Below are 24,857 nucleotides of genomic sequence, written 5' to 3'. Positions count from 1 at the left end.
CTTTTCGGCCGATGCTCCGATCCGTCCTCGCTCTCCTCCTCGGTGTGACCGCCTGCGTGGCGGCGGATTTCTCTGTGCTGGAAGGAGTTCCCATCCAGGAACAGGGCCGTAAAAAGCCGTATCTCGTTTTTGCCCAGGAGACTACGCTCGCCCTCGCGGGCAAGACCGCTGTCTCGATCGATGGTCGCAGGTGGTCCGCGCCGGAGCTGGTGACCACTCTCTGGCTCAACCCGGCGGGCTGGGAGACCAAACCCCTCATCCTGATCAACAATCGCGATCTGAAGAAGGCTATCGGCCTCGATCCGATGCAGAAGCTCTTCGCTTATCAGGACCTCGAGACAAACCCTCAACTGCGTCAACTCCTCAGCGAAGCGCAGACCCTGCGCATGAAACCCGGCTCAGCGCGCCTCTCCGGACTGCCCAAGGAGGCGTCGGATGTCGGCATGCAGCTGGCCGAGTTTGAATCGCTGGTCAATGGTTCCGCCTTTCGCTTTATCGCCAATCCCCGGGGCGAAGAATCTCCCTGGTTCGCCGTTCCCGCCGATCAGGTCTCCGCTCTTCGCGATGCCTTGATCCGCAATGATGCCGAGGCCTTCCGTACGGAAAGCCTCAAGCTGAAAACCCAGTGGGCCGCCGCGGAACCCGCCCTCCAGCCGCCTGCATGGCGGATCAGTCTGGAGTTGATCTACCAAAAGCTCCACCCCTTTCGCTGGGCCTGGATCCTTTACCTCGGCGCGGGTCTCTCCTTGAGCCTCTCATTCCGTTTTCCGCTCGCCTACAAGGCGACATGGGCTCTGGCCGTAGCCGGACTTCTTTTCCAGATCGCCGGGTTCACCTCCCGTGTTCTCATCGCGGGCCGAGCCCCGGTGACAAACATGTACGAGTCAATCCTCTGGGTGGCCTTTGGCACCGTGCTGTTTGCCCTCATCTTCGAGGCGATTTATCGCAGCCGGTACTTTCTGCTCGGAGCGATCCCCGTCGCCGTGGTCTCGCTCATCCTGGCCGACACCCAGACGATCGCCCTCAGCCCGGCAATTAATCCCCTCACTGCTGTCCTGCGCAATAACTTCTGGCTCACCACTCACGTGCTGAGCATCACGCTCAGCTACGCTGCCTTTGCCCTCGCTCTCGGGATCGCGCACATCGCACTCATCCAGATCCTGGCCGGGAAAAAACCAGCCGCTCCGATCTACAATTACCTATACCGCACTCTCCAGGTCGGCGTGCTCCTCCTCGCCACGGGAACCATCCTGGGCGGCGTCTGGGCAAACTACTCCTGGGGTCGCTTCTGGGATTGGGACCCGAAGGAAACCTGGGCGCTCATCACCCTGCTCGGCTACCTCATCGTCCTCCATGGGCGCATCGCCGGGTATTGGGGCGGCTTCGGCATGGCGGTTGGCTCGGTGATTTCCTTCCTCGCCGTCCTCATGGCGTGGTATGGAGTGAACTTCGTCCTCGGCGTCGGCCTGCATAGTTACGGATTCGGCACCGGCGGCTTCGGATGGGCGCTCGCCTTTGTCGCTGCGGAACTCGTCTTCGTGGCCGCGGCGTTCGCCAGAAATCGCACGCTCCGTTCATCCCCGGGAGCGAAATCGCGCTCCAAGGCTGAGGAGCAGGTTGTGACCAGCTAGGCCGGTTCTTCCTGCGTGCCCCCTTGGCGCAAGGCTTCCTCCGCGTCGGTCCGGATGCGATAATACCAGTCCTGTTCCCCGCGATAGAGATCGATCCAGCCGGTCAGCTGGAGCGCCCGTAGCAGCTTGTCCAGGACTACGTCATCGGGAAAATCATACGTCAAAACAGAGCGAGGCGCCCGCTCGCGCCGTACGATCACCTCAAGCAATCGCCACGCCTCGCCGATCATCCGCGCATCGGCGTGAGTTCTGAGGGCCATATTGTCCGCGACGGCATAGGTCAGCCTGGGAGGCCAGAGGAGGACATCTGCGAACAAATGCCAGCCGATGATGGAACGATCTGGAGGCGGCTGGTACAGACGGCGAAACCGATCGATCGAAGTCCAGACAAAAAGGATCAGGACAATGCCCGCTCCCACCACCCAATAGACGTTGGCGACTCGTTGGAGACCGGGGTTTCCCGTGCGGACGGTCTCGAAAAGAATGACTGCACCACAATACACCGTCCCGAAAAGGAGCCAGCTGAACCACGCGCCGATGAGGCTCAGGACCGACGCGATAACACAATGGCGGTCGTGTTCGCGAAAGGACTTCTCGAAGATGGCGGGAGCGCTTTGCACCGCCGCCATCCTAGCATGAGAGGGTCAAATGACGCCCTAGAACTTTACGAGGGCGAGGATCAGCGCGGTGATGAAGATGTTCACCAGCGCCAGCTCGAAGAAGAAGTACCAGCCGAGCTTCATCAACTGGTCGTAGCGGAAACGCGGGAGCGTCCAGCGGACCCAGATGAAGAGAAACAGCATGGCGGCAATCTTCGCGAGGAAGATGGTCATGCCGATCAGCCCCCAGATAAGGCTCGCGCCCCAGGCGGGAATGAAAGGGATGCCGAAGAATGACGTTGCGCTGCCATCCGGGATGAAGGGCAGGCTCCAGCCGCCGAGGAACAGCGTGACGATCACGCCGGAACCAGCTGCCATCGCCGCATATTCACCGAGAAAGAAGAGCGCGAAGCCCATCGAGGAGTACTCGGTGTGATAACCACCGACGAGCTCCTGCTCGGCCTCGGGAAGATCGAACGGCACGCGGTTGGTCTCCGCGAACATCGCGATGAGAAAGATGATGAACGAGATCACCATCGGGAGCCAGATCAGCAGGCGCTGAACGGAGAATCCGGCGGCAAAGGAAGCGCCGATCGCAGCAAAATCGCCATGGAGAAGCTGCTCAAGGCTGAAGCCCTTGGGCCAGAACGGAGCAACCATCCAGCCGTTCTCACGCTGCCACATCACGATTTCCTGCATGTTCAGTGTACCGACAATGAGGAAGACCGGGATGACGGAAAGGCCGAGCGAAAGCTCGTAGGAAATCATTTGTGAACTCGAGCGAATGCCGCCGAGGAAGGGGTACTTCGAGTTCGAGGCCCAGCCGGCGAGCACGATGCCGTAGACGCCCAGCGAGGAAATCGCGAACACCCAGAGGATGCCAATATCGACATTGGCCACCATGAGCGGGACCTTGATGTCGCCAAAGAACACGTTCGGGCCAAAGGGCAACACGGCGAGAACGAGCAGCGCCGGGATCATCGCCAGCTTGGGGGCGATGTAGTAGTAGAACTTGTTGACGCTGTTGGGGATGAAGTTCTCCTTGAGGAGCAGCTTGATCGGATCGGCGATCATCTGGCCAAGACCCAGCAGGCGGATGTCCTTCTTAAAGCCGAGAATCGTGGTCGGGAGACCGACACGGTTCGGGCCGACGCGATCCTGGATGAAGGCGCAGACCTTGCGTTCCGCAAACACCGTGAGCGAAACGATCGGAAGGACGATTCCGAAGACGATGACGAGGGTTTTGATGATCGATGTCCAGGCGAGAAAAATCTCGGGCTGCATCGCTAGGGCGGACAGGTTCATGATGGCAGAGTGAGCTGGACACCGAGGTCGCCGATCTTCGAGAGGGTCAGGCCATTCAGGGGCGCGACCTCCGCAGCGAGCTGCTTGAAGACTTCGTCGATGGTGTAAATGCCGTTGGAGCCGCCGACGGCCTGCGTGAGGTCACGCAGGACCTCCCAGTCGTCGCGAGCCTTGCCCGGCGAAGGAATGGCCTGGTTGAGCCGCTGGAGGCGGCCCTTGATGTTGATCATCGAGCCCCGCTTCTCCGCCCACGAGGCCGTCGGGAGGACGACCTTGGCGGCGGCAGTGGTCTTGGTACCGAGGATACCAGTGGCGACCAGGGCATCGAGCTTGGCGAGATCCGCTTCGGAGATGCCGCAGTCCGTGGCATCTTCACCGAGGACGACGAGCGTCTTGATCGAGCCACTGGCAACGCCTGCGGCGATCTCGGAAAGCTTGCCGGTGGCGAGACCGAGGAGCTTGGCGCCCGAGGTATTCGGGTTTCCGTCTTCGGAGATAAGGAATCCATCACCCTTCTGCGGGCGCGGGAGCACATCGAACTTCTCCACTCCAGCCGCCTGGGCAAACCGGCGGGTGAGGAAGAGCTCTTCGTTCGTCATGCGGGCCGAGGCGATGATTGCGGTCGTGGCCGGGTCTTTCTTGATCAGGTCGGCGGCGGCCTGGACGGCCTCCTTCCACGTCGTCGACGTGCGACCCTTCACGGTCGGCTCGGTCAGACGCTCGGGGCTGTTGACGTAATGGAAATTCAGGCGATGGCTGTCGGGCATCCAGCACGAGTTGACCGCTTCGTTCTCACGCGGGGTGATGCGGTAGATCGTGTTTTCGCGGCTGCCGATGAGGATGTTCGTGCCGAGGCCGCAGTTGACATCGATCGACTTGGTCTCGCGAAGGAACCACACGCGCATGCTGAAGCGGAAATCCTTCGAGGTCAGCGCGCCGACGGGGCAGATGTCGACGGTGTTGAGCGAGTAGTTGTTATCGAGCGTGCGCCCGGGGTAAACCGTAACGGTCGTGTAGCTGCCGCGGTTGACGAAGCCGAGCACATCGTCCTTCGCCACTTCCTGCATGAAGCGGATGCAGCGGGAACACATGATGCAGCGCTCGTCGTCGAGGACAATGCGCGGCCCGATATCCTGGCGCTTGGGCTTCTTGACCTTCTCCTCGACGAAGCGGCTGTCGCTCTTGCCGTACTCAACGGAAAACTCCTGCAGGCGGCATTCGCCAGCCTGGTCGCAAATCGGACAGTCAAGCGGGTGGTTGATGAGCAGAAACTCCATCACGCCCTTGCGGCACTCCTCGACGAGCGGGGAGGCGGTGCGCACGGCCATGCCCTCGCTCACCTCGGTGGCGCAGGAAATGGCGGGACGCGGGCTCCAGCCGATTTCGGGACGACCGTCGGGACCGAGGATCGGCTTGCGATCCGGGGTCATCTTGGGCATGCCCATTTCGACGAGACACATGCGGCAGTTACCGGGTGTACTGAGCTTCGGATGATAGCAGTAATGCGGGACATAACTCCCGCTCTTCATACACGCATCAATCAAGCGCGTGCCCTTGGGGAATTGTTTCCACTCCCCATCCACCTGCACGTTCAGCATTGGAACTTCAGTTGCTGTTGAACTCATCGTAGTTATTTTTCGCCCGGACAGCCCGTTTGACTCGGAAAAGGTATCGGTGCGCGGCCTTCGTTCGGCAAGAAAAAGTCACTTTCCCGACGAGTTTCATCCCTCGATGTTGAGGTAATGATGGACGCGAGGTTTCTCCGGGCCCTCATGGAATGCCAGCGCTGCGGTTTGCACCTCGAGATCGGTCACGGTCAGGCGCTCATGCTGCCGGAGGTGCTCGCCCCAGGAATCAACCCGGAAAAGCTCCACGAACCGCTGGGGGTCCTGGATGTCCTGATAAAGCCGCCAGCGATGCGCACCATTGCGCATCCTCTGCTCGCGCATGCCCCGCATGGTTTCCCGGAAGGCGTCGGCTCTCTCGGGGGCGATCTGAAACTCCACCAGGACCAACACCGGGCCGTCTTCGACATCGAGGTCGATGCTCTCGTGCACCTCCGGCCAGTGCATGGACGGGCGCAGGTCGACGTCTTCGTTGAGAGAAATCGGGAAATACCGGGTCAGGATCAGCCCGACAACCAACCCCCCGGCGGCAACCTGGAAACACGGGGCGATGCCGATATGACCCGCGAGATAGCCCCAAAGCAGGCCACCCAAGGCCAGCACGCCCTGGAAGGCGAGGAGATAAAACGAAAGCGCCCTGCCGCGCACCCACGCCGGAACGGCGGTCTGGGTCGCCACATTGAAATTCACCAGCACACCGACCCAGGCGGTTCCAGCAAAGAAAATCGCCACCGCCGCCACCCAGAATTCGTGAGCGAAAGCCAGCCCGATGAGGGAACTCGCCGAAATCATCGATCCCACTGCCAGGATACGCTCGAGCTGCATCACGCTGCGCAAACGGGGTACGAGCAGCGCCGAGACAATGGACCCCGTACCGAAGAACGCGAGCAGGAGGCCGAACCCGCTGGCCGTCGTGTGTAGGACGTCCCTGGCATAAAGCGGTCCCAGTGGCCAGACGACCGAGGCAAAGAAGTTGAACGCCGAGGCGCGAATGATCGGGCTTTGCAGGCGCTTTGAGTGGATCAGGTAACGAAAGCCGGCTCGGAGCGCGCCGAACATATCCTCGCTCAACCGCGACTTTTGCCGGGCGGCAGGTTTCCAGGTCGTCACCGCTCCGATCACGGCTACGAACGAGACGGCATTCACGAAAAACGCACTGGCCGCCCCGGTTGCCGCCACCAGCACGCCACCGATGGCAGGACCCACGGCGCGCGCCACGTTGAAGGCTATGCTATTAAGCGAAACCGCCGCAGGGACCGATTCCCGAGGCACCATGTCTTGCACCGTCGCCTGCCAGGCTGGAAGGCTGATGGCCGCCCCAAATCCCAGCGCGAAGGTCAGCCCGAGCAGAACCCATGGCGTGATCAGCCCCATCCACGTAATGACCGCCAGCACCAGGGCCACGACGAGCATCCAGAGCTGCGACCAGAAGAGGAGCCGCTTGCGCTCCACCGTATCGGCCAATACCCCGGCGAGGAATCCCACGAGAAAAACCGGCAGCGTGGACGCCGTCTGGACCAATCCCACCAGGGTGGTCGAGGACGTCAGCGACGTCATCAGCCACGCCGCGCCGACGGATTGCATGAGCGTGCCGACGTTGGAAACGATGTTCGCCATCCAGAGGTTGCGGAAGGCCGCTATCTTCAGCGGGGCCGACAAACCGGGAGACGTCGAACTGCTCACGCAAAGAAACTAAACACCAGCACCGCGAAGACAAGGGCGCTGATGGCGCAATATTGCCAATCCCTCTGGGCAAAGAACCCCGCCACCGCCAACCCCACCCGGACGATGGGATTGAACAGCAGAAGGACGATGCCGACCATGATCACACTGCGACGCTCCCCAAACTCGTGCCAGGAAAACGCACGTCGAATCATCCCGCCAAAGGATTCGAAGTACTTCGGCTCTCCGCTGAAGACATGGTCGCCCGGCGGCACGCCGATGTGGGTGGCGAGATACCACGTGAGCCCGCTGAAGATGATGATGCCCGAGATAATGACGCCGCCGACCATCACGCGGGCGAGGAGGCTCTGGATTTTTTCGTCGGTCATAGGGAAACTCCGCTGCCGCGCAGGATCATCTGCACGGCGATAAGGGACACCATCACGAGAAAGATCATCTTGAGGATTTTCACCGGAGCCACGGAAAGCAGCCGCGCTCCGAGAAAAGCTCCGACCAGCACGCCCAGCGACACCGGCGCGACCAGTGCCGGATCGAGATAGCCGCGCTTCAGATAGATGCCCACGCTGGCTGCGGCGGTGACGCCGATCATGAAATTGCTCGTCGCCGTCGTGACCTTGAACGGGATGCGCATGATCTGATCCATCGCCACCACCTTGAACGCGCCGGAGCCGATGCCCAGCAGCCCGGAGAGGATGCCTGCCACACCCATCATGAGAAAGCCGGGGATGAACCGGTGCACGGTGTACTGCTGCATTCCCTGCGGCGTGGGAAAGGAGCCGGGCAGATTCAGCTTCACCGCGAGAGGGTCGGACTTGTCCTCGACCTGCGCCTTGGGCTTTTTATTCCCCAACGAAAGGGCAACGGTGGAGAGCAGAGCGACGCCGAAAATGATGGAGAGCGTATTTTGCGGCAGCACCGTCGCCGCCATGGCTCCGCCGACCGCGCCGATCGTGGTCGCCACGCACAGGGAGAGGCCGATGCGCATGTTGGAAATTCCGTCGCGCAGGTAGGCGGCTGCCGCTCCGGACGAGGTGGCAATCACGGAGACCAGCGCGGCTCCCATCGCGTAGCGAATATCGATGCCAAACCCGAGAACCAGCAGCGGGGTGATGATCACTCCGCCGCCCAGCCCGATGAGGGAGCCGATCAACCCGGCAAAGAGTGCCACCACGGCAATGGAAATGGCAAAGAGCGGGTCCGTCATGCCGTCACCTCGTTCAAAACGACCTGTCCCTCGGCGACCACCACCTCACCCACCCGGGCGGAAACATCGAACATCCACAAGCCTCCCATTGCCCCGGTCCGACGGGCTCGAAGGGCGATGATCTGCGTCGGTCGCGCAGCGGAAGGAAATTTCATCGATCGAATGGCCGAGAGCAAAAAGCGCCGCCCATCGCCGCCTCCGGCGATTCCCGCCATCTGGGCGAGCGCCTCGGTGAGAATGACGCCAGGCACCAGTGGATCGCCGGGAAAATGACCGCGAAACATCGGGTCGTCAGGTGAAAAGACCTTCTCGCCTCGGGCAGATTCCCCGGGCTGCAAATCCACGACGCGATCGACAAAGACAAACGGATCGCGATGGGGCAAGCCGAGGGAAACCGGGTCCATGCCGGAGTTTTTTGCCCGGAAGTAAGCTTCCGGGCAACGATAAGTTGATGGCAGAGGGCTAAATACGCCCGCTTACAGACCTGATCCGCGCGCAGCCTTCTCGAGCTCCATCTGGAAGCTCATCACATCGTCCTGCGAGGGACGGTAGCCGGGCGTATTGGCATTGAGGCCGAGACGGCCCATCTGGTCGAGATACCATTCGGCCTTTTCGCCGTCCGAAAAAGTCACGCGCCCGCTGATAATGGAACCCGGGCGGGTGATCTGGTCGATGGTGACAGTAACCTTGCCGGGTGCCTCGGCTGGGACTTCCGGTTCCGGCGGCGGCAGAGGCTGGTCGACGGCCGGCTCGGGCTCAGGCTCCTTGAAGGCGAGCTTGAGGTCGTCGGCGAGCAGACGGGTTTCCAGATAGGTCAGGGAAATCTGAAACTCTTCCTTCAGCCGTTTTTGGATTTCCGAAAGGCTCGCGCCTCCCTCGATCCATTGGGAGATGGCGGATTTCTGTTCGTCGCTGAGAGTCATGACGAAGGTTTTACACAGAGGGATCGCGGCACACCGAGAGAAAAACTCAGCATGCCGCGAAGATGGCGGATTTTTGCGACTAACCTCCGGCGATGGCGGGAACGATGCTGATCTCGTCGCCTTCCTTGACCGGCGTGGCCAGTTCATTGAGGAAGCGGATGTCGTCCTCGTTGAGGTAGACATTCACAAAACGGCGAACGGCACCCTGCTCGTCGAGGATGCGCTCACCGAGACCGGGATAGGTCGTCTCGAGGCTCTTGAAGATTTCGGATACGGTTGCGCCCTCTGCCTCGACGACTTCGTTTTCGCCGGTCAGCTTGCGCAGGGGTGTGGGAATACGGACTTGGATTGGCATGGTAGTAAGGAAAGTTAGTTGGCTGCGGCAGCCACTTCGTCGGCCACGAGCGCTTCAAACTCGCGGAGGCTGGGCTTGATGAGACGGGGTTCGCCGCATTTGCCCTGCACGGCCTCGGCGGTTTTCAGGCCATGGCCGGTGATACACAGGACGATGCTCTCATCCCGCGGGATCTTGCCGCTTTCGATGAGCTTGCGGGCACTGGCAACCGTCACTCCGCCAGCGGTCTCGGCGAAGATGCCGGCGTACTCGGCAAGGAGACGGATGCCCTCGATCACCTCGGCGTCGGACACGTCCTCGGCGCTGCCGCCGGTGTCCTTCATGGTGCGGATGGCGTAGTAACCGTCCGCCGGGGTGCCGATGGCGAGGGACTTCACGATGGTCTCCGGCTTCGGCACCGGCTTGACGATCTCGACCTGCTTCTTCATCGCCTCGCTGATGGGCGAGCATCCGCTGGCCTGCGCACCATGAATGGTGAACGGCTGGTCCTCGATGATGCCCGTGTGGATGAACTCCTTGTAGGCCTTGTGAATCTTGGTCAGGAGCGACCCGCTGGCCATCGGGACGACTGTGTGGCGCGGAAGCTTCCAGCCGAGCTGCTCGGCGATTTCAAAGCCCATCGTCTTCGATCCCTCGGCGTAGTAGGGCCGCAGGTTCACATTGACGAATCCCCAGCCGTACTTGCCCGCAATCTCGGAGCAAAGGCGGTTCACCTGGTCGTAGGGGCCGTGGATGCCGATGACGTTCGTCCCGTAGACGAGCGAGCCGAGCACCTTGCTCTGCTCGAGGTCGGCCGGGATCAGGACATAACTGCGCAGTCCGGCGGCGGCGGCATTGGCGGCGACGGAATTGGCCAGATTGCCCGTGGAGGCACAGGCGACAACCTTGAAGCCCAGCTCGCGGGCGCGGCTGAGAGCCACGGAGACGACACGATCCTTGAAGGAAAGGGTCGGGTAATTCACCGTGTCGTTCTTGATGTAAAGCTCCTTCACGCCGAGCGCGGCGGCGAGGCGATCGGCCTTGACCAGCGGAGTAAAGCCCACCTGCGCGCCCACTGTCGGTGCGCCGTCGATGGGAAGAAACTCGCGATACCGCCACATCGTCTGCGGGCGGGAGGTAATGCGCTCTCGGCTGATGCTGGAGCGGATGGCGTCGTAATCGTAGGCCGCCTCAAGCGGGCCGAAATCGAACTCACAGATGTGGATGGCCTCCTTCGGATAAAGGCGGCCGCACTCACGGCATTTCAGGTTGGAAAAGAAAGGTCTGTCTTCGTTCATTGTCTTTGTCTTCCCACCGAGCGTAGTGACGAGAGACGACGACAATTTTCCCCAAGGACCATTGTGACTGTCGCATCCTCATCTTTTCCCCGACGCTTTCGCGCCAGAGCAGGATTTGGCACCTGGGCCTTCCCGCCTCGGAGAGCTTGAGTGCTCTGCTCGGCTGGAAGCGGTTGCCGTGGCATCACAGGGCCAGTCCCTCCGCCACTCTCGATAAGAATCGTGGGAAAGATTGCGGCGGGTTTCCGGACGGTCAAGAAGTTTTCGTATTTTCCTTCCCCCGAGCGATATTCTGGCAAACGAATTTGTTGATCAACGTTGCATAACCAGCTATGAAGGAGGTCAAATGCTGCGCATAGGGAGTCAGCATGAGAGCGGCGCCTCTTCCCTAAAGGCGTTGGCATCCTCATTTGCAGTAGCCGGGCTGATTCTCGCCCTCGGCTGGCTCGTCCATTATCGTACGGCTCTGGATACGGAACGCCGCCTCCTCGCCGAGCAGGAAAAGGTCGTCCGCGAGCAGAAATACCTGGTGCAGTCCATGTTGGACGACCTGGCATCGAGTTCCAATCTCCTCGCCTACATCTCCGCAGATCAGTTTCAGCACAGCGCCAACGATAGCGCCCTCACCCGCAACCTGCTGAGGGACGAGCATTTGGCTTTCCTTCGTTCACGCGGCACTTTTGATCAACTCCAGATCGTCAAGCCATCGGGTGAGCGCATCCTCAACATCACGCGCGTCTCCCGTAACAACGGAGCGTATACCTTTGAGGATGTCTCGACGGATAACGACCTCGCCGCCGCCAACGAACCCTGGCTGCCAGAGCTCCTCGAGAACGCCGCCCCCGAAAAGGCCATCTTTCTGGGCATTCATCCCGCCGCCAGCGAAAGCCAGAGGCTTCCTGGGGTCGTGCGTGTCGGCTCCCCCATCTACGGCAGCGAGGCGGGCGTCCCCGTGGCATTCGTCGTTCTGGATTACCCCATCGACCGCATCCTCAAGCGCATCTCATCAGAGGATGCCCGCTGGAATGGTACGACCTACCTCGCCGACTCTACTGGCCGATGGATCGGTAATGAAGACGACCTGAGCGCTCCACCCCGGGTAGGAAGCCAGCAGTGGAACTATGCCAGCCTGCCGCTGACCGGATCGCTGTCCACCGACAACCAGGGGTTCTTCTCTTATGATACGATCCGGATCGGCCAATCCGGAGGCCAGTCCTCACTGCGAAATCCGCAAAGCTGGAAAATCCTCAGCTGGCTGCGGCCAGAGACCATCGAGCAAAGACGCCACGAATCCACCTCTCTCCTCTGGTGGATCGTCGCCGGGTGCGTCGGTCTACTGGTCCCGACGACCTACGTCCTGGTAACCGCCCGCGAACAGCACCGCGAAGCCGCCCGCAGCCGCGAAGACACCCGGGCGCTCCTGCAAAGCATCACAGATTCCTCGCTGGATGGCATCGTCGCCGGGGAGGCGATCCGAGACGCGCGCGGAGACATCAAGGATTTCCGTCTCGTCTTCTACAACCCGGCCGCCGAGAGCATCCTGCGCAACGCGATCGTCGACCGCGAGCACCCCTGGAGTTCCACCGAGTTCCCCCTCTCCTTCTCACCGGATTTCTTCGGTCGGTGCGTACATGTCACGATGAGCGGAAGCCGCTACGAGATGGAGCACTCGACGGAAACCGGCCCCTTGGGTCGGGTCTGGTTCCGCATCACGGTGGTAAAGCTCAATGATGGCGTGGTGCTCACGCTCTCCGACATCACCCAGCAAAAGCTCACCGTTCACGAGATGCAGCAAGCGAAGGACGCGGCAGAAATCGCCAACCGCGCCAAGAGCCAGTTCCTCGCCCTGATGGGGCACGAGATTCGCACGCCGATGAACGGCCTCCTCGGCTTTGCCTCCCTGCTGGAACGCACTCCGCTCAACAAGGAGCAGTCCGACTACGTCTCCACCCTCCGCATGAGCGGCGAAGCTCTCCTGAGAATCCTCGAGGACATCCTGGACTACTCGCACATGGAGTACGAAGCGCTCGACATGAAGCGGGTGCCGGTGGACATCCGCGAGGTCGTTCGCCAGATCAGCCAGCTCTTTGTCCTGGCCTCAAGCGACCGCTCGATCGAGCTCGTAACCAAGGTCGAGCAGGACGTTCCCGCGCAAATCCTCGGTGATGATGTCCGCATACGCCAGATTTTGGTCAACCTCGTCGGCAACGCGGTGAAGTTTACCAAGGAGGGATTCATCCTGATCAAGGTCTCGATGACGTCCTCCGAAGCCGGGGACAAGGTGACCTTCCATGTCGTGGACAGCGGCCCGGGCGTTCCCACAGAGATGATCGACCGGCTCTTCAAGCCCTTCAGCCAGGTCGATCCTTCCTTCACCCGTCGCTTCGGCGGCACCGGGCTGGGGCTTTCCATCTGTAAACGGCTGGTTGAAACCATGGGAGGCGAAATCAGCGTCCAGACGGCTCCCGGCAAGGGCTCCGACTTCTTTTTCTCCCTGCCGATCCGCACGCCGGATTTCCCCGCGCTTGCCGCCTCACCCACCCAGCTCTCCACGTCCGGCGAGCAAAACCCGGCGACGATCCTCGTCGTCGACGATGACCCGATCAATCGCAAGCTGATGCTTCACATGATCGACAAACTCGGGAGCGTCGCGCAGGCCGTATCCTCTGGAGAGCAGGCTCTGGCCGCCTTCACCTCGGGTAAATTTGAGCTCATCCTCATGGACATTCAGATGCCGGAAATGGACGGTTTGGAAACAACCCGCCAGATCCGGGGCATCGAGTCGCGGGAAGGGCTGCACCCCGTCCGCATCTCGGCCGTGACCGCAAATTCTGCCGATTCCGACCGGACCGCCTGCTTCACTGCCGGCATGGATGACTTCCTCGCCAAGCCCATTCACCTCGAGGAACTTGAGAAGGTTGTGCAGCGTGCAGTAGCTTCTGCACGAATTTCCGGTTGATCTCGCGGAAATTTTTGTAATACTCACCCTCCTTGCCGACGAGCCGGGGGTGATTATCACCTTCGATCCGCAATGCATCGCTAGCTCAATGGTAGAGCAGGAGACTCTTAATCTCTTGGTTGTAGGTTCGAGTCCTACGCGATGCACCACCCCTCACCGGGAATGGGTAGCCGGTTCCCAAGAATCGCTCAATGTCTGTTGACTGGTACTGGTGGGTATTGTTTCTGGCTGTGGTGGCTGTGTTGATGGCTGCCGATCTCGGGCTATTCCAGCGCAAGGTCCACGAACTCAAGCTCTCCGAGGCGCTCCAGTCTACCGCTCTCCGCGTCGCCCTGGCGCTCATCTTCTGTCTGGGACTCTACATGGGCTGGATCGGGAACTACGGTTCCGCCGCGCATCGCGGTCAGGCTTCGATCGAGTTTCTCACCGCGTATATCGTCGAGGTGGCGCTCAGCGTCGACAATGTCTTCGTCTTTGCGCTGGTATTCCGGTATTTCCGCGTCGACGCCCGGTACCAGCATCGCATTCTCTTCTGGGGTATCCTCGGCGCTCTGTGCATGCGCGCGGCGATGATCTTCGCCGGTATCGCTCTGCTGGAGCGGTTTCACTGGGTCATTTATATCTTCGCCGCGATCCTCATCTACGGCGGCATCAAGATGATCGGTGACGACAAGGACGATCAGGACCCATCGCAGAATCCAGTGGTAAAGCTCTTCCGGCGTCTTGTTCCCATCGACCAGAACTATCGGGGCAGCCATTTCTTCAACCGGGTCGATGGCCGCCTGATGGCGACGCCTCTCTGCGTGGTCCTCGTGGCGATCGAGACCACCGACCTGATCTTTGCCGTCGACTCCATCCCGGCTGTACTGGCGGTGACGAGGGACCCCTTCGTCGTTTTCACCTCCAACGTCTTCGCCATCCTGGGCCTGCGCGCCCTTTATTTTGCCCTGGCCGGCATCCTGAAGCTCTTCCGCTTCCTGCACTATGGACTCTCCGCCATCCTCGTCTTCATCGGCACGAAGATGCTGCTCTCGGGCACGTCATTTGCCCTGAAGACGGAGCAATCGCTCATTGTCGTCGCGGCACTGCTTTTCGTCTCGATCGCGGCCTCGCTCGCCTTCAAGGAAAAGCCCGGAAAGGGTTCCTCCCGCGACAACCAGTCCGACGGCGACGCCTGATCTCCGCCGCACCGCGCAAAACCGAGGGGATCAGCCAATATCGCCCGGCGGAAGGCATCACCTGCCCCGGCGGCGCCGCAAACTTCCGTGCGCCATGCATCTGGTTTCATTAGCTAACAGCGCGGGAAAGCGGGAAGACAGGGCCTGCGCGGACTCCTAACAGCAACGAAGGAAATGCTAATTATCGTGCATTGACACGCTCGACCCGGCAATATCCCGCATCCCGCACTTCATGCCTGCTCCCCGTTCTCTTCTGGAGGTCTCCCGCGAACTCGCCGCAATTTCACAGGCCGGACTTGCCTTCTCCAAAGATCCCTTTGACCGCGAGCGATTCAACCGCCTGCGCGAGATGGCGGGAGAGATCATGACCGTGGAAATCGGGCAAAGCGGTTTTCGCTGGCCGGCAGAATCAGGCTATCCGACACCAAAAGTCGATGTGCGGGGAGTGGCCTTCCGGGGAGACTCCGTGCTGCTGATCAAGGAATCAAGCTCCGGCCTCTGGACCACGCCAGGCGGATGGGCCGACGTGAATCTCTCCGCGGCGCAAAACGTGGAAAAGGAATTCCTGGAAGAGAGTGGCTACCAGGTGAAAGCCGTGGCCATCACCTCTGTCATCGATCGGGAACTGGCGGGTTTTCCCGTCCATACTCACACGATCTACAAGATCTTCTTTCTCTGCCAGATCATCGGCGGGGAAGCCCGCACGAGCATCGAAAGCACGGAGATCGGTTTTTTCCCGACCGACAACCTTCCCGCGCTGGACCGGGATCGCGTTTCCGCGGAGGAAATTCGCCGGGCGCACGCTTTTCAAAGGAACGCGGCCCGACCATGTTACTTTAACTGATGCCGCCCGCGCTCCAGCCATTAAGCAGGGGCGTTCTCTGAAACGCGATGAGGTTTGGCCCAGGCAAGAAGCCTGCGCGACAGCATCGGGACTCCTGGCGGCTCACACCGCCCGGATCATCTCCCCTTTCCGAGAATACTCTAGAGTTCGTCCGGGCTGTTCAGAAGCTCGGCGACGCGGCGAAGCAGTCGGCCTGCTGCGCCGCCATCGAGCACGCGATGGTCAAAGCTCAGCGTGAAAGCCGCCTCCGTGACCGGAACGAATGCACCTTTTCCCGCATCCCAGTGCGGCACGGTCTGCCCTGCGCCCATTCCCAGGAGGAGGGTCTGCTCGGGCAGCGGAATCGGCGTGGCAATCGTGAGGCCAAAGACTCCGTAATTCGTCACGGTCGCGATGGAGCCTCCAGTCTCCCCGGCAGGCAGGCGACGCTGACGGGCGAGATCCACGAGGCGATTGTACCGATCGATGAGATCCACAAGGCGGAACTGGTCGGCATTGCGGATGACCGGCACGAGCACGCCGTCCTCGGCCTCCACGGCAAACCCGATATCGATCGAGCGCGGATGCACGATACGGTCACCAATCAGGCGGCCCGCAGGGGCGCTGTTTTCAGAAAGAGCCACGGCCAGTGCACGCATGGCATAAAGGGCCGGACCCGCCTTATGAGGAACCTGGGTGCGGCGATGCGCAAGCATCGTGTCCATGCGAACGGGCAGCACCACGGTGGCCAGCGGCCGGGTGGCGCTGCGGCGCATCGCATCGGCCACAGCCACTCGCATGGATGAGGCAGGCGTGATGCGGTTGCGCTCGAGATCCTCCAGGAAGCGCTCGAGATCCTCGATGGTGACACGACCGCCGGCCCCTCGACCCGCAATGCCCGCGAGATCCGCAGCATGGAGACCAAGTTCCGTCATGCGCGCCTTCATACGAGGCGAAAGATAGCTGGCTCCCCCCGCATGGGCGGGAACCGGGAGTCCCTGCACGGTCGGCTCCACCTGCTGCGGCACCGGCGGTGCGGCAGGGCGCTTGGCCTCTTTTTTGCGTGTGACCTTTTCTTCCTCGGTGGGAGCCTCATCGAGTCCCAGCCTGCGAGCCTCCTCATCGCTGACCTCAATGTAGCCAAGGACAGCTCCGACCGGATAACTCTGTCCCTCCTCGACGGAAATCTCCATGAGGAGGCCCGTGTTGGACGACGTCACGCCCATCACAGCCTTGTTCGTCTCGACTTCGATGACATCTTGATCGGCCTCCACCGCGTCACCCTCCTTGAAAAGGATGCGCAGGATGGTCGCCTCGGCGATGGATTCGCCCAATTGGGGCATGAGCAAGGGAACGCGGGCCATAATTTTACATTTCCAGCAGGCGTCGTAACGCGGACGCGATCGCGTTCGCCGTCGGCCGATGCGACGACCAAAGATTCGGGTGATACGGGACCGGGGTATCTTTTGCACTCAGGCGCTGCGGAGGAGCGTCGAGCAGGCCGAAGCCCTCACTCGTCACTCGCGCGATCACCTCGGCCGATACGCCTCCCCATGGGAAAGATTCGCTCACGCAGAGCAGCCGTCCTGTGCGGGCGACGGAAGCCAGTACCGTATCGGTATCGAGCGGCTTGACCGTGCGCAGGTCCACCACCTCGACCTGATAACCGTCCTCGCGGAGTTCATCCGCAGCGGCGAGGGACTCGTGGACCATCGCACTGTAAGTCACCACCGTGACATCGCGGCCATGCCGTACGATGCGAGCCTTGCCAATGGGGGTTGTCTCCTTGGGCAACTCCTCGGCTCGCAGGTGGTTATAGAGAAACTTGTGTTCGCAAAAGATCACCGGATCGTCGATCGTCACCGCGTCGAGGAGCATGCTGTAGGCATCCTCCACCGTGCCGGGAGTCATCACGACCAAGCCGGGGTACTGGGCATAAAGCCCCTCCATGCTCTGGCTATGGAAAGGACCGCCGCCAGGGCTGCCCCCCGAGGGCAACCGCACCACGATCGGGCAGGATACCTCGGTGCGATAAAAGAGCGTCGCCGCGTGGTTGACGATCTGGTTGAACCCACACGTCGAAAAATCGGCAAACTGCATTTCAACGATCGGGCGCATCCCCTCGATGGCCGCACCGATGGCGATGCCGACAATGGCGTCCTCGCTGAGTGGTGCATCCATCACTCTGCCGGGGTATTTTTTCGCGAGACCCTTGGTGGCCTTGAAAGCGCCGCCAAACGACCCGATATCCTGGCCGTAAAGAAAAACGCGTGGATCGCGGCCCAAGGCCTCATCCATGGCACTGCGGATGGCGTCGAGATACGTGATCATGCGGCAAAATTATCCTGGAGGCGGGTTTCGGAAATCGCCATCCACTCTTCCTCATTCGGGTCCGGAGCGGGTTCGCGCAGCACTTTGGCTGCCGTGACATCCACCTCGGATTTGGCCTCGACCCTCCAGGAGGCAATCTCCTCCGGGGTCGCCCAGCCATTTTCCACGATGTAGTCCTCCGCCACCTTCAGGCAATCTCTCCCGACATGGGAGGCCTTCAGGGCCGGATCGACATAGCTGGCATCATCGTGCTCGCCATGGCCGACGAGTCGCAGCAGGCGACCGACGATCAACTGGGGGCCTCCTCCGGCTCGAGCCGCCGCGACAGCCTTGCCCAGCACCTCAAGACACGCGCCCAGATCCGTGCCGTCCACATCATGACCAGCCACGCCATATCCAGCAGCTTTGTCGAGCAGGTCGGCACAGGCATACTGCCGGTCGTTGGGAGTGGAATAGGCGTACTGGTTGTTCGCCACGACCATGATCAAGGGAAGCTTCTCCACCGCGGCCGCGTTGAGACCTTCATGAAAAGCGCCCGTCGAGGTTCCGCCATCGCCGATGCAAGTGGCCCCGACCACCCCGGTTTCCCCACGGAAACGCCGGGCGAGCAGAGCGCCAGTGACGGTTGGGATCATCGCGCCGAGATGGCTGATCATCGCGTAATAGCCCTCGCGGGGACGTCCACGGTGAATATTTCCGTCGCGGCCTCTCATGGAGCCCAGTTGCGAACCCAGGTAGGTGCGCAGGGTATCGAGAGCGGTATCGCCAAAAGCCATGCGACCGGCCTGGTCGCGAATGAGCGGAGCGTAAATATCGCCTTTGCGTAAATTGATGCCCACGGAGACACTGAGAGCCTCCTGGCCGCGGCCAAGGAACACGCCGCCCTTGATATGGCCGGCGCGATACAGGCTGGACAGTTTTTCCTCGAGGACTCGCGCCATCAGCATGACGCGATACGCCTTGAGATACTCTGTGCGTGGGGCGGTCTCTCTCCCGCGGTCGGATGACATTCCCGAAAGAATTACGCAGTGCCTACCAAGGCTGCAATGCTTTCCTTATTCACTCCTCTAGACAGAAGGAATCTGGCGCATGAGAAGCCAGACAATCACAGCGAGGATAAAAAGCAGCAGGATCGTCTTGGAGCGGACCAGAAACCGTTCACGGGAGGGCGTGCGCAGGCTGCGACCCTTGGTGCGATTGCGGCGGCGCATGCTACTCCCCATGTAGGGAGAGATGGCGGGAGCGGCCTCCTTGGCCCGACGCTCGGTCAGCGCGCGCTTCTGCTGCTCCTGGGCCTCAAGGACGACAGGGAGCTGCTTGAGACGGCGCTCCAGCTCTTCCTGGCGGCGCACGATTTCATTGCGCTGGCGCTCGAGCAATTGCTCCTCGGCGGAAAGCCGGGAGCGTTTCGGTCCATTGGGCTTCGCCATTTTAGTGGGTTCCCGTAGAAATCGACCAGATCCAGACGAGAAGTCCCACGATACCCAACACCCAGAGAGGAAGCGTGAAGGCCACGCCGCTCTTGAGCCAGTAAACAAAACCACGCTCCTCGGCATAGCCGTACTCGGCCTCATAGCCGGCAGCGGCCGGGGCGGCCTCGACCGGCAGGTCGGGCGTGATCTTGGGAAGCGCCTTGGCGTAGTCGGCACGGGCGTCCTCGACGGCGCTCAATGCCTTGCTCAATTCCTTGGGCAGTTCATTGGTGCCCCAAGACTTGGCATTGATGCCTTCGATGTACCGAAGATGCTGGGTGAAGGAGTTGAAAATCTGGTTCAGCTGCTCGAGACGCTTCTGGGATTCCTCGATTTCGCGCTGCACGGTCACGAGGGAGCGCGTGAGCTTGTCGGTCATGTCGATGCGACCGTTTTCCAGCTCGTCCTGACGTCGCTTCAGCTCCTCGAGGCGCTGCTTCTGCTTCTCGATGTCCTCGAGCTGCCTCTTGAGCTTCTCGAGTTCTGTATTGGTTTTCTGGACCTCATCGCCCAGGTCCTCCGGTGATTCCTGCAGTTCCAGGTAAGGGTCCGGGTCCTTGGTAAAATCCGATGGCATGAGATAAATGCTTACGCTTGCACCACTAGTACGGCGATGCGGAGAAAATTCCAGCAGAAACAACTACCTGCCGGGCATCAATTGCACGATGAGCCCCTTCAGGTAGTGGGTCTCCGGCAGATGAAGCACAACAGGGTGATCCGTGGCCTGTCCCAGCCGGGCCAGCACCCGGGCAGATCGCCGGGCGTCACCCAGACCGCTCGCGACGGTGGACTCAAACTCCTCGGCAGACACATGGTGAGAGCAGGAGAACGTGGCCAGCAGACCATGAGGCGCGAGCAACCGGGCGGCACGCAGGTGCAGCTCGTGGTAACCGCGGATGGCATCCTTGATCTTTGCCCGCGCCTTGGTGAAGGACGGCGGATCGAGAATGATCAGGTCGTATTGACTGCCAGCGCGCTCGGCATCCTTGAGAATTTCAAAGACGTCGGCTTCCAGCGTTTGAACGGTCACTCCATTGCGATCGGTGTTTTCCCGCAGGCGGCGGGCGCTTTCCGCCCCGCTCTCCACGGCGGTGACGGCTGCTGCCCCATTGAGAGCACAGGCGAGAGCAAAACCACCCTGGTTGGAAAAACAATCCAGCACACGCTTCCCCTGCGCCAGCCGGGCCACCGCAGCGTAGTTGTCAGCCTGATCGAGATAGAGTCCGGTTTTCTGGCCGTGGAGGAAATTCGCCCCGAAACGGATCCCGCGCAGAGTGATCTCCCGGTCGCCTGGGTCTTGGCCAAAAAGCACGCTGGTGACGAGTTCCATCCCCTCGGCGGAGCGGATCGGCGCGTCATTGCGCTCAATGATGGTCGCAACGCCGGGCAATTGAGCGAGCGCCTGCACGATGAGGTCCTTGCGCTGGTCCATGCCCAGCGTAAGCGTCTGAAGGACGATCACATCCCCGTATCGGTCGGCCACCACACCAGGCAGGCCATCGGCTTCACTCCAGACGATACGGCTGAGCGTGGGATCGCAACCGGCATTCACCCGCCACTCAATGGCCTGGGTGATGCGACGCACAAAAAAATCGAGATCGAGGTCCTGGCGGCGACGGGAGTAGCGCCGCGCGACAATTTGGGACTTCGAGTTGTAGATGGCAGTGCCAAGAAGCTTGTCCCGGCCATCCTTGATCGAGATCACATCTCCATCGACGGGATTGCCAAATACCTTGAGGACCTCGCTGGAGTAAACCCAGTCGTGGCCATGCAAGATGCGGGCGCGGGGACGAATGACGAGTCCGGCCATAGGTAACTGCTCAATCTAGCCGGACGAAGAAGCGTCGCCCGGAAAAAAAACGTCCCGAAACGCCGAGGCGCTCGGGACGCAAAAGGTCAATCGACAAACGAATGACGCGCGTTATTTCTGGCTGCGCTCTTCGATGTACTTGATGACGTCGCCGACGCTCTGGAGCTTCTCAGCGTCCTCGTCCGGCACTTCAACGCCAAACTCTTCCTCAAAAGCCATCACGAGCTCGACGGTATCGAGGGAGTCCGCACCGAGGTCTTCGATGAACGAGGCGCTCGGGGTAACCTGCTCGGGATTCACTCCCAGCTGCTCGACGATGATGTCTTTTACTTTTTCTTCAATGGATTTTTCGGACATGGCAGATGTTTAGTTGGTAGGTAGGCGTAGTGTTCGTCTGTCGCTTTGGCAACAAATATTTACACGCGGGTAAGGGGAGGCAAAATTGCCGATTTTCCAGCAACGTCAAGAGGAAATCGCGTCTAGGGCGAGGGCGTTACGACCTTATTGGCCGAGTAGTCGGGATAGCCGACGACATCCGCCTGGATCGTGTAGGGCTCCGCAGGCTTCATATCACGCGTCGGAACAGTCTCGTTATACTGGATGCGTTCCTTGGGGTTGATGATGATGATGCCCTCCTGGGGCTTGAAAGCACGGTCATCGGACCATTTGTCGATCACATTGCCTGAAGCGTCGCGGGTGATGATCTCAATGCGCTGGCTGGTCGTGAAATCAAGGCGCAAGAGCTTGTTCGTGTTGTTACGCACGACGTAGGTGGTATCCAGCTCGCGGCGGTCACCGACGGAAAAGCTTTTAGGCTCGATCGTCAGCGTCTCAGTCGTTGGCTCCTGGCGCAGCCGGCCGATGTGGATCGAGGAAAACATGTCGGTGAAAAAGCGCGTCACCATGGTGGAGGCGGCATTTTCACTGTTTTTCACCTTGGGATAGACGGCGACATTGGCATCAGCCGTCCGGGCCTGGCCAGCCTGGCTGAGGTCAAACTTGGCCCGCTCGCGCTGAACGAAGAACGGACTGCTTTCATCGATCGGACGGACTGCAAAAGCCGCCGCAGCCTGCTCTGCAGCCACCTTGTCCGCAGCCGGATTGAGTTCCTGAGCCTGGGCGGCCAGGGGCAGGATGGCAATCAGAGCGAGGTAACGGCGTTTCATCAGGAGTCTCTTGCTACTGTAGGGCCGCGCGTGTTGCAAATCCCGAGTTCAGAATTATGATCCCGACATGGGCCGCATCCTGTGCCTCCTCCTACTCTCCCTGAGTCCTCTCATCGCAGCTGATAAATACCTCGTCACGGTACGCCTCCACGCGGAAGGCAACTCCAAGGGCGGGGATTCTTTTGTCGCGGAAATCCAGCTCTTCAACCCGCAGAAGAAAATATTCATCGAGAAAGTCCCCATCATCTCCGAAAAGGACGTGGTGGCGTTCTATCCCTTCCCCGCGCAGGACAACTCCGGCTCGATCGGCGCGTATTTCCAACTCGATGCCAACGGGACCAATAAGCTCGAGCAACACACCACCGCATCCCGCGATACCCTCGACGTGGTCCTGATCAATGGACGTGTCGGTCCCGCGATGCAGGTGGACAAGAAAATCAAGGACGGCCTGCTCATGGTTCCCACGGGCTTCTCCCCGCTGGAAATCACGCAGTTGCAGACAAAGTTCCCGATCATCGGGAAGGAAAAGGAATTCGCCACGCAGAAAAAGAATGCGATGACGATCCTGAAGGAATCCGAGCGGCAGAAGGCAGCCGAGGCGAAGGAAGAGGCCAAGAAGAAGAACCAGAAGGTCATCAGCCAATGACCAGAGGATTTGCCGGTCTCCTGCTGCTTGCGACCAGCTTGTCGCTCGGCGCAGCCCCGCTCATTGATTTCCCCACGGCCAACCACGCCATCCTCGATGGTCGGCCGCAGGATTTCTTCATGTACGTGAACCGCGATTTCGAGGGTGAAAAGAGCCAGCCCTGGCAGGGCGGGCAATTTGGCTACGTCCGCGGCCCGGTGCGCGTCGGCAGCAAGGTACTCTACGCGCAGATCCATGAGGGCATCGACATCAAGCCCCTCACCCGCGACGCGGCGGGAAATCCGCTCGATCCTGTGAAGGCCGCTGCCGCTGGCAAGGTGGTGCATGTGAGTCGCGAGGCAGGCGCCTCCAACTACGGTCGCTATGTCGTGATCGAGCATCAATGGGGCGGCTCTCCGTTTTACACCCTTTACGCTCACCTCTCGACGATCGCAGTGGAACCGGGGCAGGCGGTCGGCCAGGGTCAAACGATTGGCCAGATGGGATTTACCGGAGCAGGCATCGATCGGCCGAGAGCGCACGTTCATTTCGAGGTGTGCATGCTCCTAAGCCGGAATTTCGACAGCTGGCATGCCACGAATTTCCCGGGCAGTCCCAATAAACACGGACTCTACAACGGACTGAACCTCGTAGGCATGGACCCGGCGAAGGTACTTATCGCCTCGCAGCAGAATGAAAATCTCGATATCCGCAGCCACGTCGCGAACCAGGAACCGGCTTTCAAGATCGGGATTCCTGCCAGGCCGACGTTCGACTTGATCAGGAATTACCCCTGGCTCGCTGCCGGCCAGCCAGCCAATCCCCAGGCGTGGGCCATCACCTTCACCCGCCACGGCGTGCCAATTCGCGTCGAGGCGCTCAACCAGCCTCTCCAAGGTCCCGTTGCCTTGTGGGTAAAGGATACCGGCGATGCCTATACCTACACCACCAAGGGACTGATCACCGGCGTGCCGGGCGCCTCGCCCCGCCTGACAGACTCCGGCAAACGATTCGCCGCTCTCCTCGCATGGCCCTGACCCTCTCGCAACCTGACGCTGATCTCTTCATTCCCGACGGCAAACCACTCGAAGCCGTACTCGCCGAAGGAGTTTCCCACCTCGGGATCGGGGCTCATCAGGACGACCTCGAGTTCAATGCGTTTCACGGCATCCTGACCTGCTACCATGTCCCGGGGCGCGCCTTCGCCGGGGTGATCTGCACGGATGGCGCCGGCAGCTCCCGCACGGGCCCATACGGCCAGGTCTCGGATCAGGAAATGCGCACCATCCGCCAGCGCGAGCAACGGGCCGCCGCCGTGACGGGCGAATATCGTCTCCTTGCCCAGCTGGACTTTAGTTCCCAGCAGCTGAAATCAGCGGACAATGCCCTGCTCGCCAGTGATCTTGCGAAGCTGGTATCCGAGCTTCGCCCGGAAGTCGTCTACACCCACAATCCCGCCGACAAACACGAGACGCACCTGGCGGTCTTCAGCGCCACGCTCAAGGCCCTGCGCAGCCTCCCGATGGCAAAACGCCCCCGGCAGCTGCTCGGCTACGAGGGCTGGCGTGGACTCGACTGGGTCATCGACTCCGAAAAGACCATTCTCGATGTCAGCCAGCGCGAGCATCTTTTCTCCGCCCTGGCCGGGATCTTTGACTCCCAGATCGCGGGCGGAAAACGCTACGATCTCGCCACGGTGGGCCGGCTTTGCGCCAATGCCACCTTTGGCAATTCCCACGCCGCCGATGCGGTCTCCCGCGCTTCGCTCGCGCTCGACCTCACCCCGCTTATCACGGACGACTCACTCGATCCGCTGGAGTTCACCCTCGGCTTTGTGGACCGGTTACGCGCCGACATCCGCACCAAGCTCGGCCACGCCCTCTCTCTGTAA

At 60.8% G+C, this 24,857-nt stretch carries 25 protein-coding genes, 1 tRNA gene and 1 riboswitch; of the genes, 8 read left to right on the top strand and 18 right to left on the bottom strand.

Features of this window, described 5'->3' with window-relative positions:
- Positions 1 to 11: 11 nt before the first annotated feature.
- On the top strand, positions 12 to 1,631 hold the full coding sequence (locus TSACC_RS02580; protein ID WP_075077835.1) for a cytochrome c biogenesis protein: 1,620 nt from the start codon (positions 12 to 14) through the stop codon (positions 1,629 to 1,631).
- Here TSACC_RS02580 and TSACC_RS02575 read toward each other — a convergent pair.
- From TSACC_RS02575 to thrC, 10 genes are all read right to left on the bottom strand, one after another.
- Entirely contained in the window at positions 1,628 to 2,260 is a 633-nt protein-coding gene (locus tag TSACC_RS02575; RefSeq protein WP_075077834.1) for a hypothetical protein, read from the bottom strand. The genes TSACC_RS02580 and TSACC_RS02575 overlap by 4 nt on opposite strands.
- A gap of 27 nt (positions 2,261 to 2,287) precedes the next feature.
- Positions 2,288 to 3,535 carry a complex I subunit 1/NuoH family protein gene (locus TSACC_RS02570; RefSeq protein WP_202815892.1) on the bottom strand — a complete coding sequence of 416 codons (1,248 nt, stop codon included), beginning with the start codon at positions 3,533 to 3,535 and terminating at the stop codon, positions 2,288 to 2,290.
- Positions 3,532 to 5,160: an NADH-quinone oxidoreductase subunit G gene (locus TSACC_RS02565; protein WP_075077833.1), complete on the bottom strand. Its 1,629-nt coding sequence runs from the start codon at positions 5,158 to 5,160 to the stop codon at positions 3,532 to 3,534. Before TSACC_RS02565 ends, TSACC_RS02570 begins: the two co-directional genes overlap by 4 nt.
- A 96-nt stretch (positions 5,161 to 5,256) precedes the next feature.
- Positions 5,257 to 6,843: an MFS transporter gene (locus TSACC_RS02560; RefSeq protein WP_075077832.1), complete on the bottom strand. Its 1,587-nt coding sequence runs from the start codon at positions 6,841 to 6,843 to the stop codon at positions 5,257 to 5,259.
- Complete coding sequence (locus TSACC_RS02555; RefSeq protein WP_075077831.1) at positions 6,840 to 7,211, bottom strand: DUF1634 domain-containing protein; 372 nt, start codon at positions 7,209 to 7,211, stop codon at positions 6,840 to 6,842. Before TSACC_RS02555 ends, TSACC_RS02560 begins: the two co-directional genes overlap by 4 nt.
- Positions 7,208 to 8,047, bottom strand: coding sequence for a sulfite exporter TauE/SafE family protein (locus TSACC_RS02550; RefSeq protein ID WP_075077830.1), 840 nt, complete (start codon positions 8,045 to 8,047; stop codon positions 7,208 to 7,210). Before TSACC_RS02550 ends, TSACC_RS02555 begins: the two co-directional genes overlap by 4 nt.
- Positions 8,044 to 8,451, bottom strand: a complete 408-nt coding sequence (locus TSACC_RS02545) for a 3-hydroxyacyl-ACP dehydratase FabZ family protein (RefSeq protein ID WP_075077829.1) — start codon at positions 8,449 to 8,451, stop codon at positions 8,044 to 8,046. The genes TSACC_RS02550 and TSACC_RS02545 overlap by 4 nt, the downstream gene beginning before the upstream one ends.
- Before the next feature lie 72 nt (positions 8,452 to 8,523).
- The gene (locus TSACC_RS02540; protein WP_075077828.1) at positions 8,524 to 8,970 is read right to left on the bottom strand and encodes a hypothetical protein; all 447 of its coding nucleotides are present in this window, start codon (positions 8,968 to 8,970) and stop codon (positions 8,524 to 8,526) included.
- A 79-nt stretch (positions 8,971 to 9,049) separates the two neighbouring features.
- Entirely contained in the window at positions 9,050 to 9,325 is a 276-nt protein-coding gene (locus tag TSACC_RS02535) for a ubiquitin-like small modifier protein 1 (RefSeq protein ID WP_075077827.1), read from the bottom strand.
- Between the two features lie 14 nt (positions 9,326 to 9,339).
- Complete coding sequence (gene thrC, locus TSACC_RS02530) at positions 9,340 to 10,602, bottom strand: threonine synthase (protein ID WP_075077826.1); 1,263 nt, start codon at positions 10,600 to 10,602, stop codon at positions 9,340 to 9,342.
- 75 nt (positions 10,603 to 10,677) lie between these two features.
- Positions 10,678 to 10,822, bottom strand: a riboswitch (SAM riboswitch).
- 177 nt (positions 10,823 to 10,999) lie between these two features.
- Here thrC and TSACC_RS02525 point away from each other — a divergent pair.
- The 4 genes from TSACC_RS02525 to TSACC_RS02510 all read left to right on the top strand — a co-directional run bounded on the left by TSACC_RS02525 (position 11,000) and on the right by TSACC_RS02510 (position 15,583).
- Positions 11,000 to 13,561 (top strand): hybrid sensor histidine kinase/response regulator, encoded by a 2,562-nt coding sequence (locus TSACC_RS02525; RefSeq protein WP_169809511.1) that lies wholly within the window; start codon positions 11,000 to 11,002, stop codon positions 13,559 to 13,561.
- 74 nt (positions 13,562 to 13,635) lie between these two features.
- Positions 13,636 to 13,710, top strand: a tRNA-Lys gene (locus tag TSACC_RS02520).
- A gap of 42 nt (positions 13,711 to 13,752) precedes the next feature.
- Positions 13,753 to 14,739, top strand: coding sequence for a TerC family protein (locus TSACC_RS02515; protein WP_075077824.1), 987 nt, complete (start codon positions 13,753 to 13,755; stop codon positions 14,737 to 14,739).
- 232 nt (positions 14,740 to 14,971) lie between these two features.
- On the top strand, positions 14,972 to 15,583 hold the full coding sequence (locus TSACC_RS02510; protein WP_075077823.1) for an NUDIX hydrolase: 612 nt from the start codon (positions 14,972 to 14,974) through the stop codon (positions 15,581 to 15,583).
- Positions 15,584 to 15,723: 140 nt separating this feature from the next.
- Here the strand turns inward: TSACC_RS02510 and TSACC_RS02505 are convergent, their stop codons facing one another.
- The 8 genes from TSACC_RS02505 to TSACC_RS02470 form a co-directional block, all read right to left on the bottom strand.
- Entirely contained in the window at positions 15,724 to 16,926 is a 1,203-nt protein-coding gene (locus TSACC_RS02505) for a 2-oxo acid dehydrogenase subunit E2 (protein ID WP_075077822.1), read from the bottom strand.
- 4 nt (positions 16,927 to 16,930) lie between these two features.
- On the bottom strand, positions 16,931 to 17,893 hold the full coding sequence (locus TSACC_RS02500) for an alpha-ketoacid dehydrogenase subunit beta (RefSeq protein ID WP_075077821.1): 963 nt from the start codon (positions 17,891 to 17,893) through the stop codon (positions 16,931 to 16,933).
- Entirely contained in the window at positions 17,890 to 18,903 is a 1,014-nt protein-coding gene (locus TSACC_RS02495; RefSeq protein WP_202815890.1) for a thiamine pyrophosphate-dependent dehydrogenase E1 component subunit alpha, read from the bottom strand. Before TSACC_RS02495 ends, TSACC_RS02500 begins: the two co-directional genes overlap by 4 nt.
- A gap of 57 nt (positions 18,904 to 18,960) precedes the next feature.
- Entirely contained in the window at positions 18,961 to 19,323 is a 363-nt protein-coding gene (locus TSACC_RS02490; RefSeq protein ID WP_075077819.1) for a hypothetical protein, read from the bottom strand.
- Between the two features lies 1 nt (position 19,324).
- Entirely contained in the window at positions 19,325 to 19,942 is a 618-nt protein-coding gene (locus TSACC_RS02485; RefSeq protein WP_153811214.1) for a coiled-coil domain-containing protein, read from the bottom strand.
- Positions 19,943 to 20,005: 63 nt separating this feature from the next.
- A complete protein-coding gene (locus TSACC_RS02480; RefSeq protein WP_075077817.1) occupies positions 20,006 to 21,175 on the bottom strand; it encodes a class I SAM-dependent rRNA methyltransferase in 1,170 nt (389 codons plus the stop codon).
- Positions 21,176 to 21,286: 111 nt separating this feature from the next.
- Positions 21,287 to 21,532 carry an acyl carrier protein gene (locus TSACC_RS02475; protein ID WP_075077816.1) on the bottom strand — a complete coding sequence of 82 codons (246 nt, stop codon included), beginning with the start codon at positions 21,530 to 21,532 and terminating at the stop codon, positions 21,287 to 21,289.
- A gap of 122 nt (positions 21,533 to 21,654) precedes the next feature.
- Positions 21,655 to 22,341 (bottom strand): BsuPI-related putative proteinase inhibitor, encoded by a 687-nt coding sequence (locus TSACC_RS02470; protein WP_075077815.1) that lies wholly within the window; start codon positions 22,339 to 22,341, stop codon positions 21,655 to 21,657.
- 67 nt (positions 22,342 to 22,408) lie between these two features.
- On the opposite strand from TSACC_RS02470, the gene TSACC_RS02465 reads away from it, so the two are divergent.
- Genes TSACC_RS02465 through TSACC_RS02455 form a run of 3 tightly spaced genes read left to right on the top strand, consistent with a single transcriptional unit; the run spans position 22,409 to position 24,857 of the window.
- The gene (locus TSACC_RS02465; protein WP_075077814.1) at positions 22,409 to 22,987 is read left to right on the top strand and encodes a hypothetical protein; all 579 of its coding nucleotides are present in this window, start codon (positions 22,409 to 22,411) and stop codon (positions 22,985 to 22,987) included.
- Complete coding sequence (locus tag TSACC_RS02460; RefSeq protein WP_075077813.1) at positions 22,984 to 24,003, top strand: M23 family metallopeptidase; 1,020 nt, start codon at positions 22,984 to 22,986, stop codon at positions 24,001 to 24,003. Before TSACC_RS02465 ends, TSACC_RS02460 begins: the two co-directional genes overlap by 4 nt.
- Positions 23,994 to 24,857, top strand: coding sequence for a PIG-L deacetylase family protein (locus TSACC_RS02455; RefSeq protein ID WP_075077812.1), 864 nt, complete (start codon positions 23,994 to 23,996; stop codon positions 24,855 to 24,857). The genes TSACC_RS02460 and TSACC_RS02455 overlap by 10 nt, the downstream gene beginning before the upstream one ends.

It is taken from the genome of Terrimicrobium sacchariphilum (genome assembly GCF_001613545.1).
GTDB classification, from domain to species: Bacteria; Verrucomicrobiota; Verrucomicrobiia; order Chthoniobacterales; family Terrimicrobiaceae; genus Terrimicrobium; species Terrimicrobium sacchariphilum.
The sequence above is the reverse complement of the archived record's forward strand: the minus strand, read 5'-3'. Positions and strand labels throughout refer to the sequence as shown.

Bases quoted from the DNA above. Each gene is read 5' to 3' on its own strand.
- thrC (WP_075077826.1), bottom strand. From the start codon at position 10,602: ATGAACGAAGACAGACCTTTCTTTTCCAACCTGAAATGCCGTGAGTGC.
- TSACC_RS02555 (WP_075077831.1), bottom strand. From the start codon at position 7,211: ATGACCGACGAAAAAATCCAGAGCCTCCTCGCCCGCGTGATGGTCGGC.
- TSACC_RS02565 (WP_075077833.1), bottom strand. From the start codon at position 5,160: ATGAGTTCAACAGCAACTGAAGTTCCAATGCTGAACGTGCAGGTGGAT.
- TSACC_RS02545 (WP_075077829.1), bottom strand. From the start codon at position 8,451: ATGGACCCGGTTTCCCTCGGCTTGCCCCATCGCGATCCGTTTGTCTTT.
- TSACC_RS02470 (WP_075077815.1), bottom strand. From the start codon at position 22,341: ATGAAACGCCGTTACCTCGCTCTGATTGCCATCCTGCCCCTGGCCGCC.
- TSACC_RS02485 (WP_153811214.1), bottom strand. From the start codon at position 19,942: ATGCCATCGGATTTTACCAAGGACCCGGACCCTTACCTGGAACTGCAG.
- TSACC_RS02475 (WP_075077816.1), bottom strand. From the start codon at position 21,532: ATGTCCGAAAAATCCATTGAAGAAAAAGTAAAAGACATCATCGTCGAG.
- TSACC_RS02570 (WP_202815892.1), bottom strand. From the start codon at position 3,535: ATGAACCTGTCCGCCCTAGCGATGCAGCCCGAGATTTTTCTCGCCTGG.
- TSACC_RS02465 (WP_075077814.1), top strand. From the start codon at position 22,409: ATGGGCCGCATCCTGTGCCTCCTCCTACTCTCCCTGAGTCCTCTCATC.
- TSACC_RS02490 (WP_075077819.1), bottom strand. From the start codon at position 19,323: ATGGCGAAGCCCAATGGACCGAAACGCTCCCGGCTTTCCGCCGAGGAG.
- TSACC_RS02510 (WP_075077823.1), top strand. From the start codon at position 14,972: ATGCCTGCTCCCCGTTCTCTTCTGGAGGTCTCCCGCGAACTCGCCGCA.
- TSACC_RS02480 (WP_075077817.1), bottom strand. From the start codon at position 21,175: ATGGCCGGACTCGTCATTCGTCCCCGCGCCCGCATCTTGCATGGCCAC.
- TSACC_RS02455 (WP_075077812.1), top strand. From the start codon at position 23,994: ATGGCCCTGACCCTCTCGCAACCTGACGCTGATCTCTTCATTCCCGAC.
- TSACC_RS02540 (WP_075077828.1), bottom strand. From the start codon at position 8,970: ATGACTCTCAGCGACGAACAGAAATCCGCCATCTCCCAATGGATCGAG.
- TSACC_RS02460 (WP_075077813.1), top strand. From the start codon at position 22,984: ATGACCAGAGGATTTGCCGGTCTCCTGCTGCTTGCGACCAGCTTGTCG.
- TSACC_RS02500 (WP_075077821.1), bottom strand. From the start codon at position 17,893: ATGATCACGTATCTCGACGCCATCCGCAGTGCCATGGATGAGGCCTTG.
- TSACC_RS02550 (WP_075077830.1), bottom strand. From the start codon at position 8,047: ATGACGGACCCGCTCTTTGCCATTTCCATTGCCGTGGTGGCACTCTTT.
- TSACC_RS02495 (WP_202815890.1), bottom strand. From the start codon at position 18,903: ATGTCATCCGACCGCGGGAGAGAGACCGCCCCACGCACAGAGTATCTC.
- TSACC_RS02515 (WP_075077824.1), top strand. From the start codon at position 13,753: ATGTCTGTTGACTGGTACTGGTGGGTATTGTTTCTGGCTGTGGTGGCT.
- TSACC_RS02575 (WP_075077834.1), bottom strand. From the start codon at position 2,260: ATGGCGGCGGTGCAAAGCGCTCCCGCCATCTTCGAGAAGTCCTTTCGC.
- TSACC_RS02505 (WP_075077822.1), bottom strand. From the start codon at position 16,926: ATGGCCCGCGTTCCCTTGCTCATGCCCCAATTGGGCGAATCCATCGCC.
- TSACC_RS02535 (WP_075077827.1), bottom strand. From the start codon at position 9,325: ATGCCAATCCAAGTCCGTATTCCCACACCCCTGCGCAAGCTGACCGGC.
- TSACC_RS02580 (WP_075077835.1), top strand. From the start codon at position 12: ATGCTCCGATCCGTCCTCGCTCTCCTCCTCGGTGTGACCGCCTGCGTG.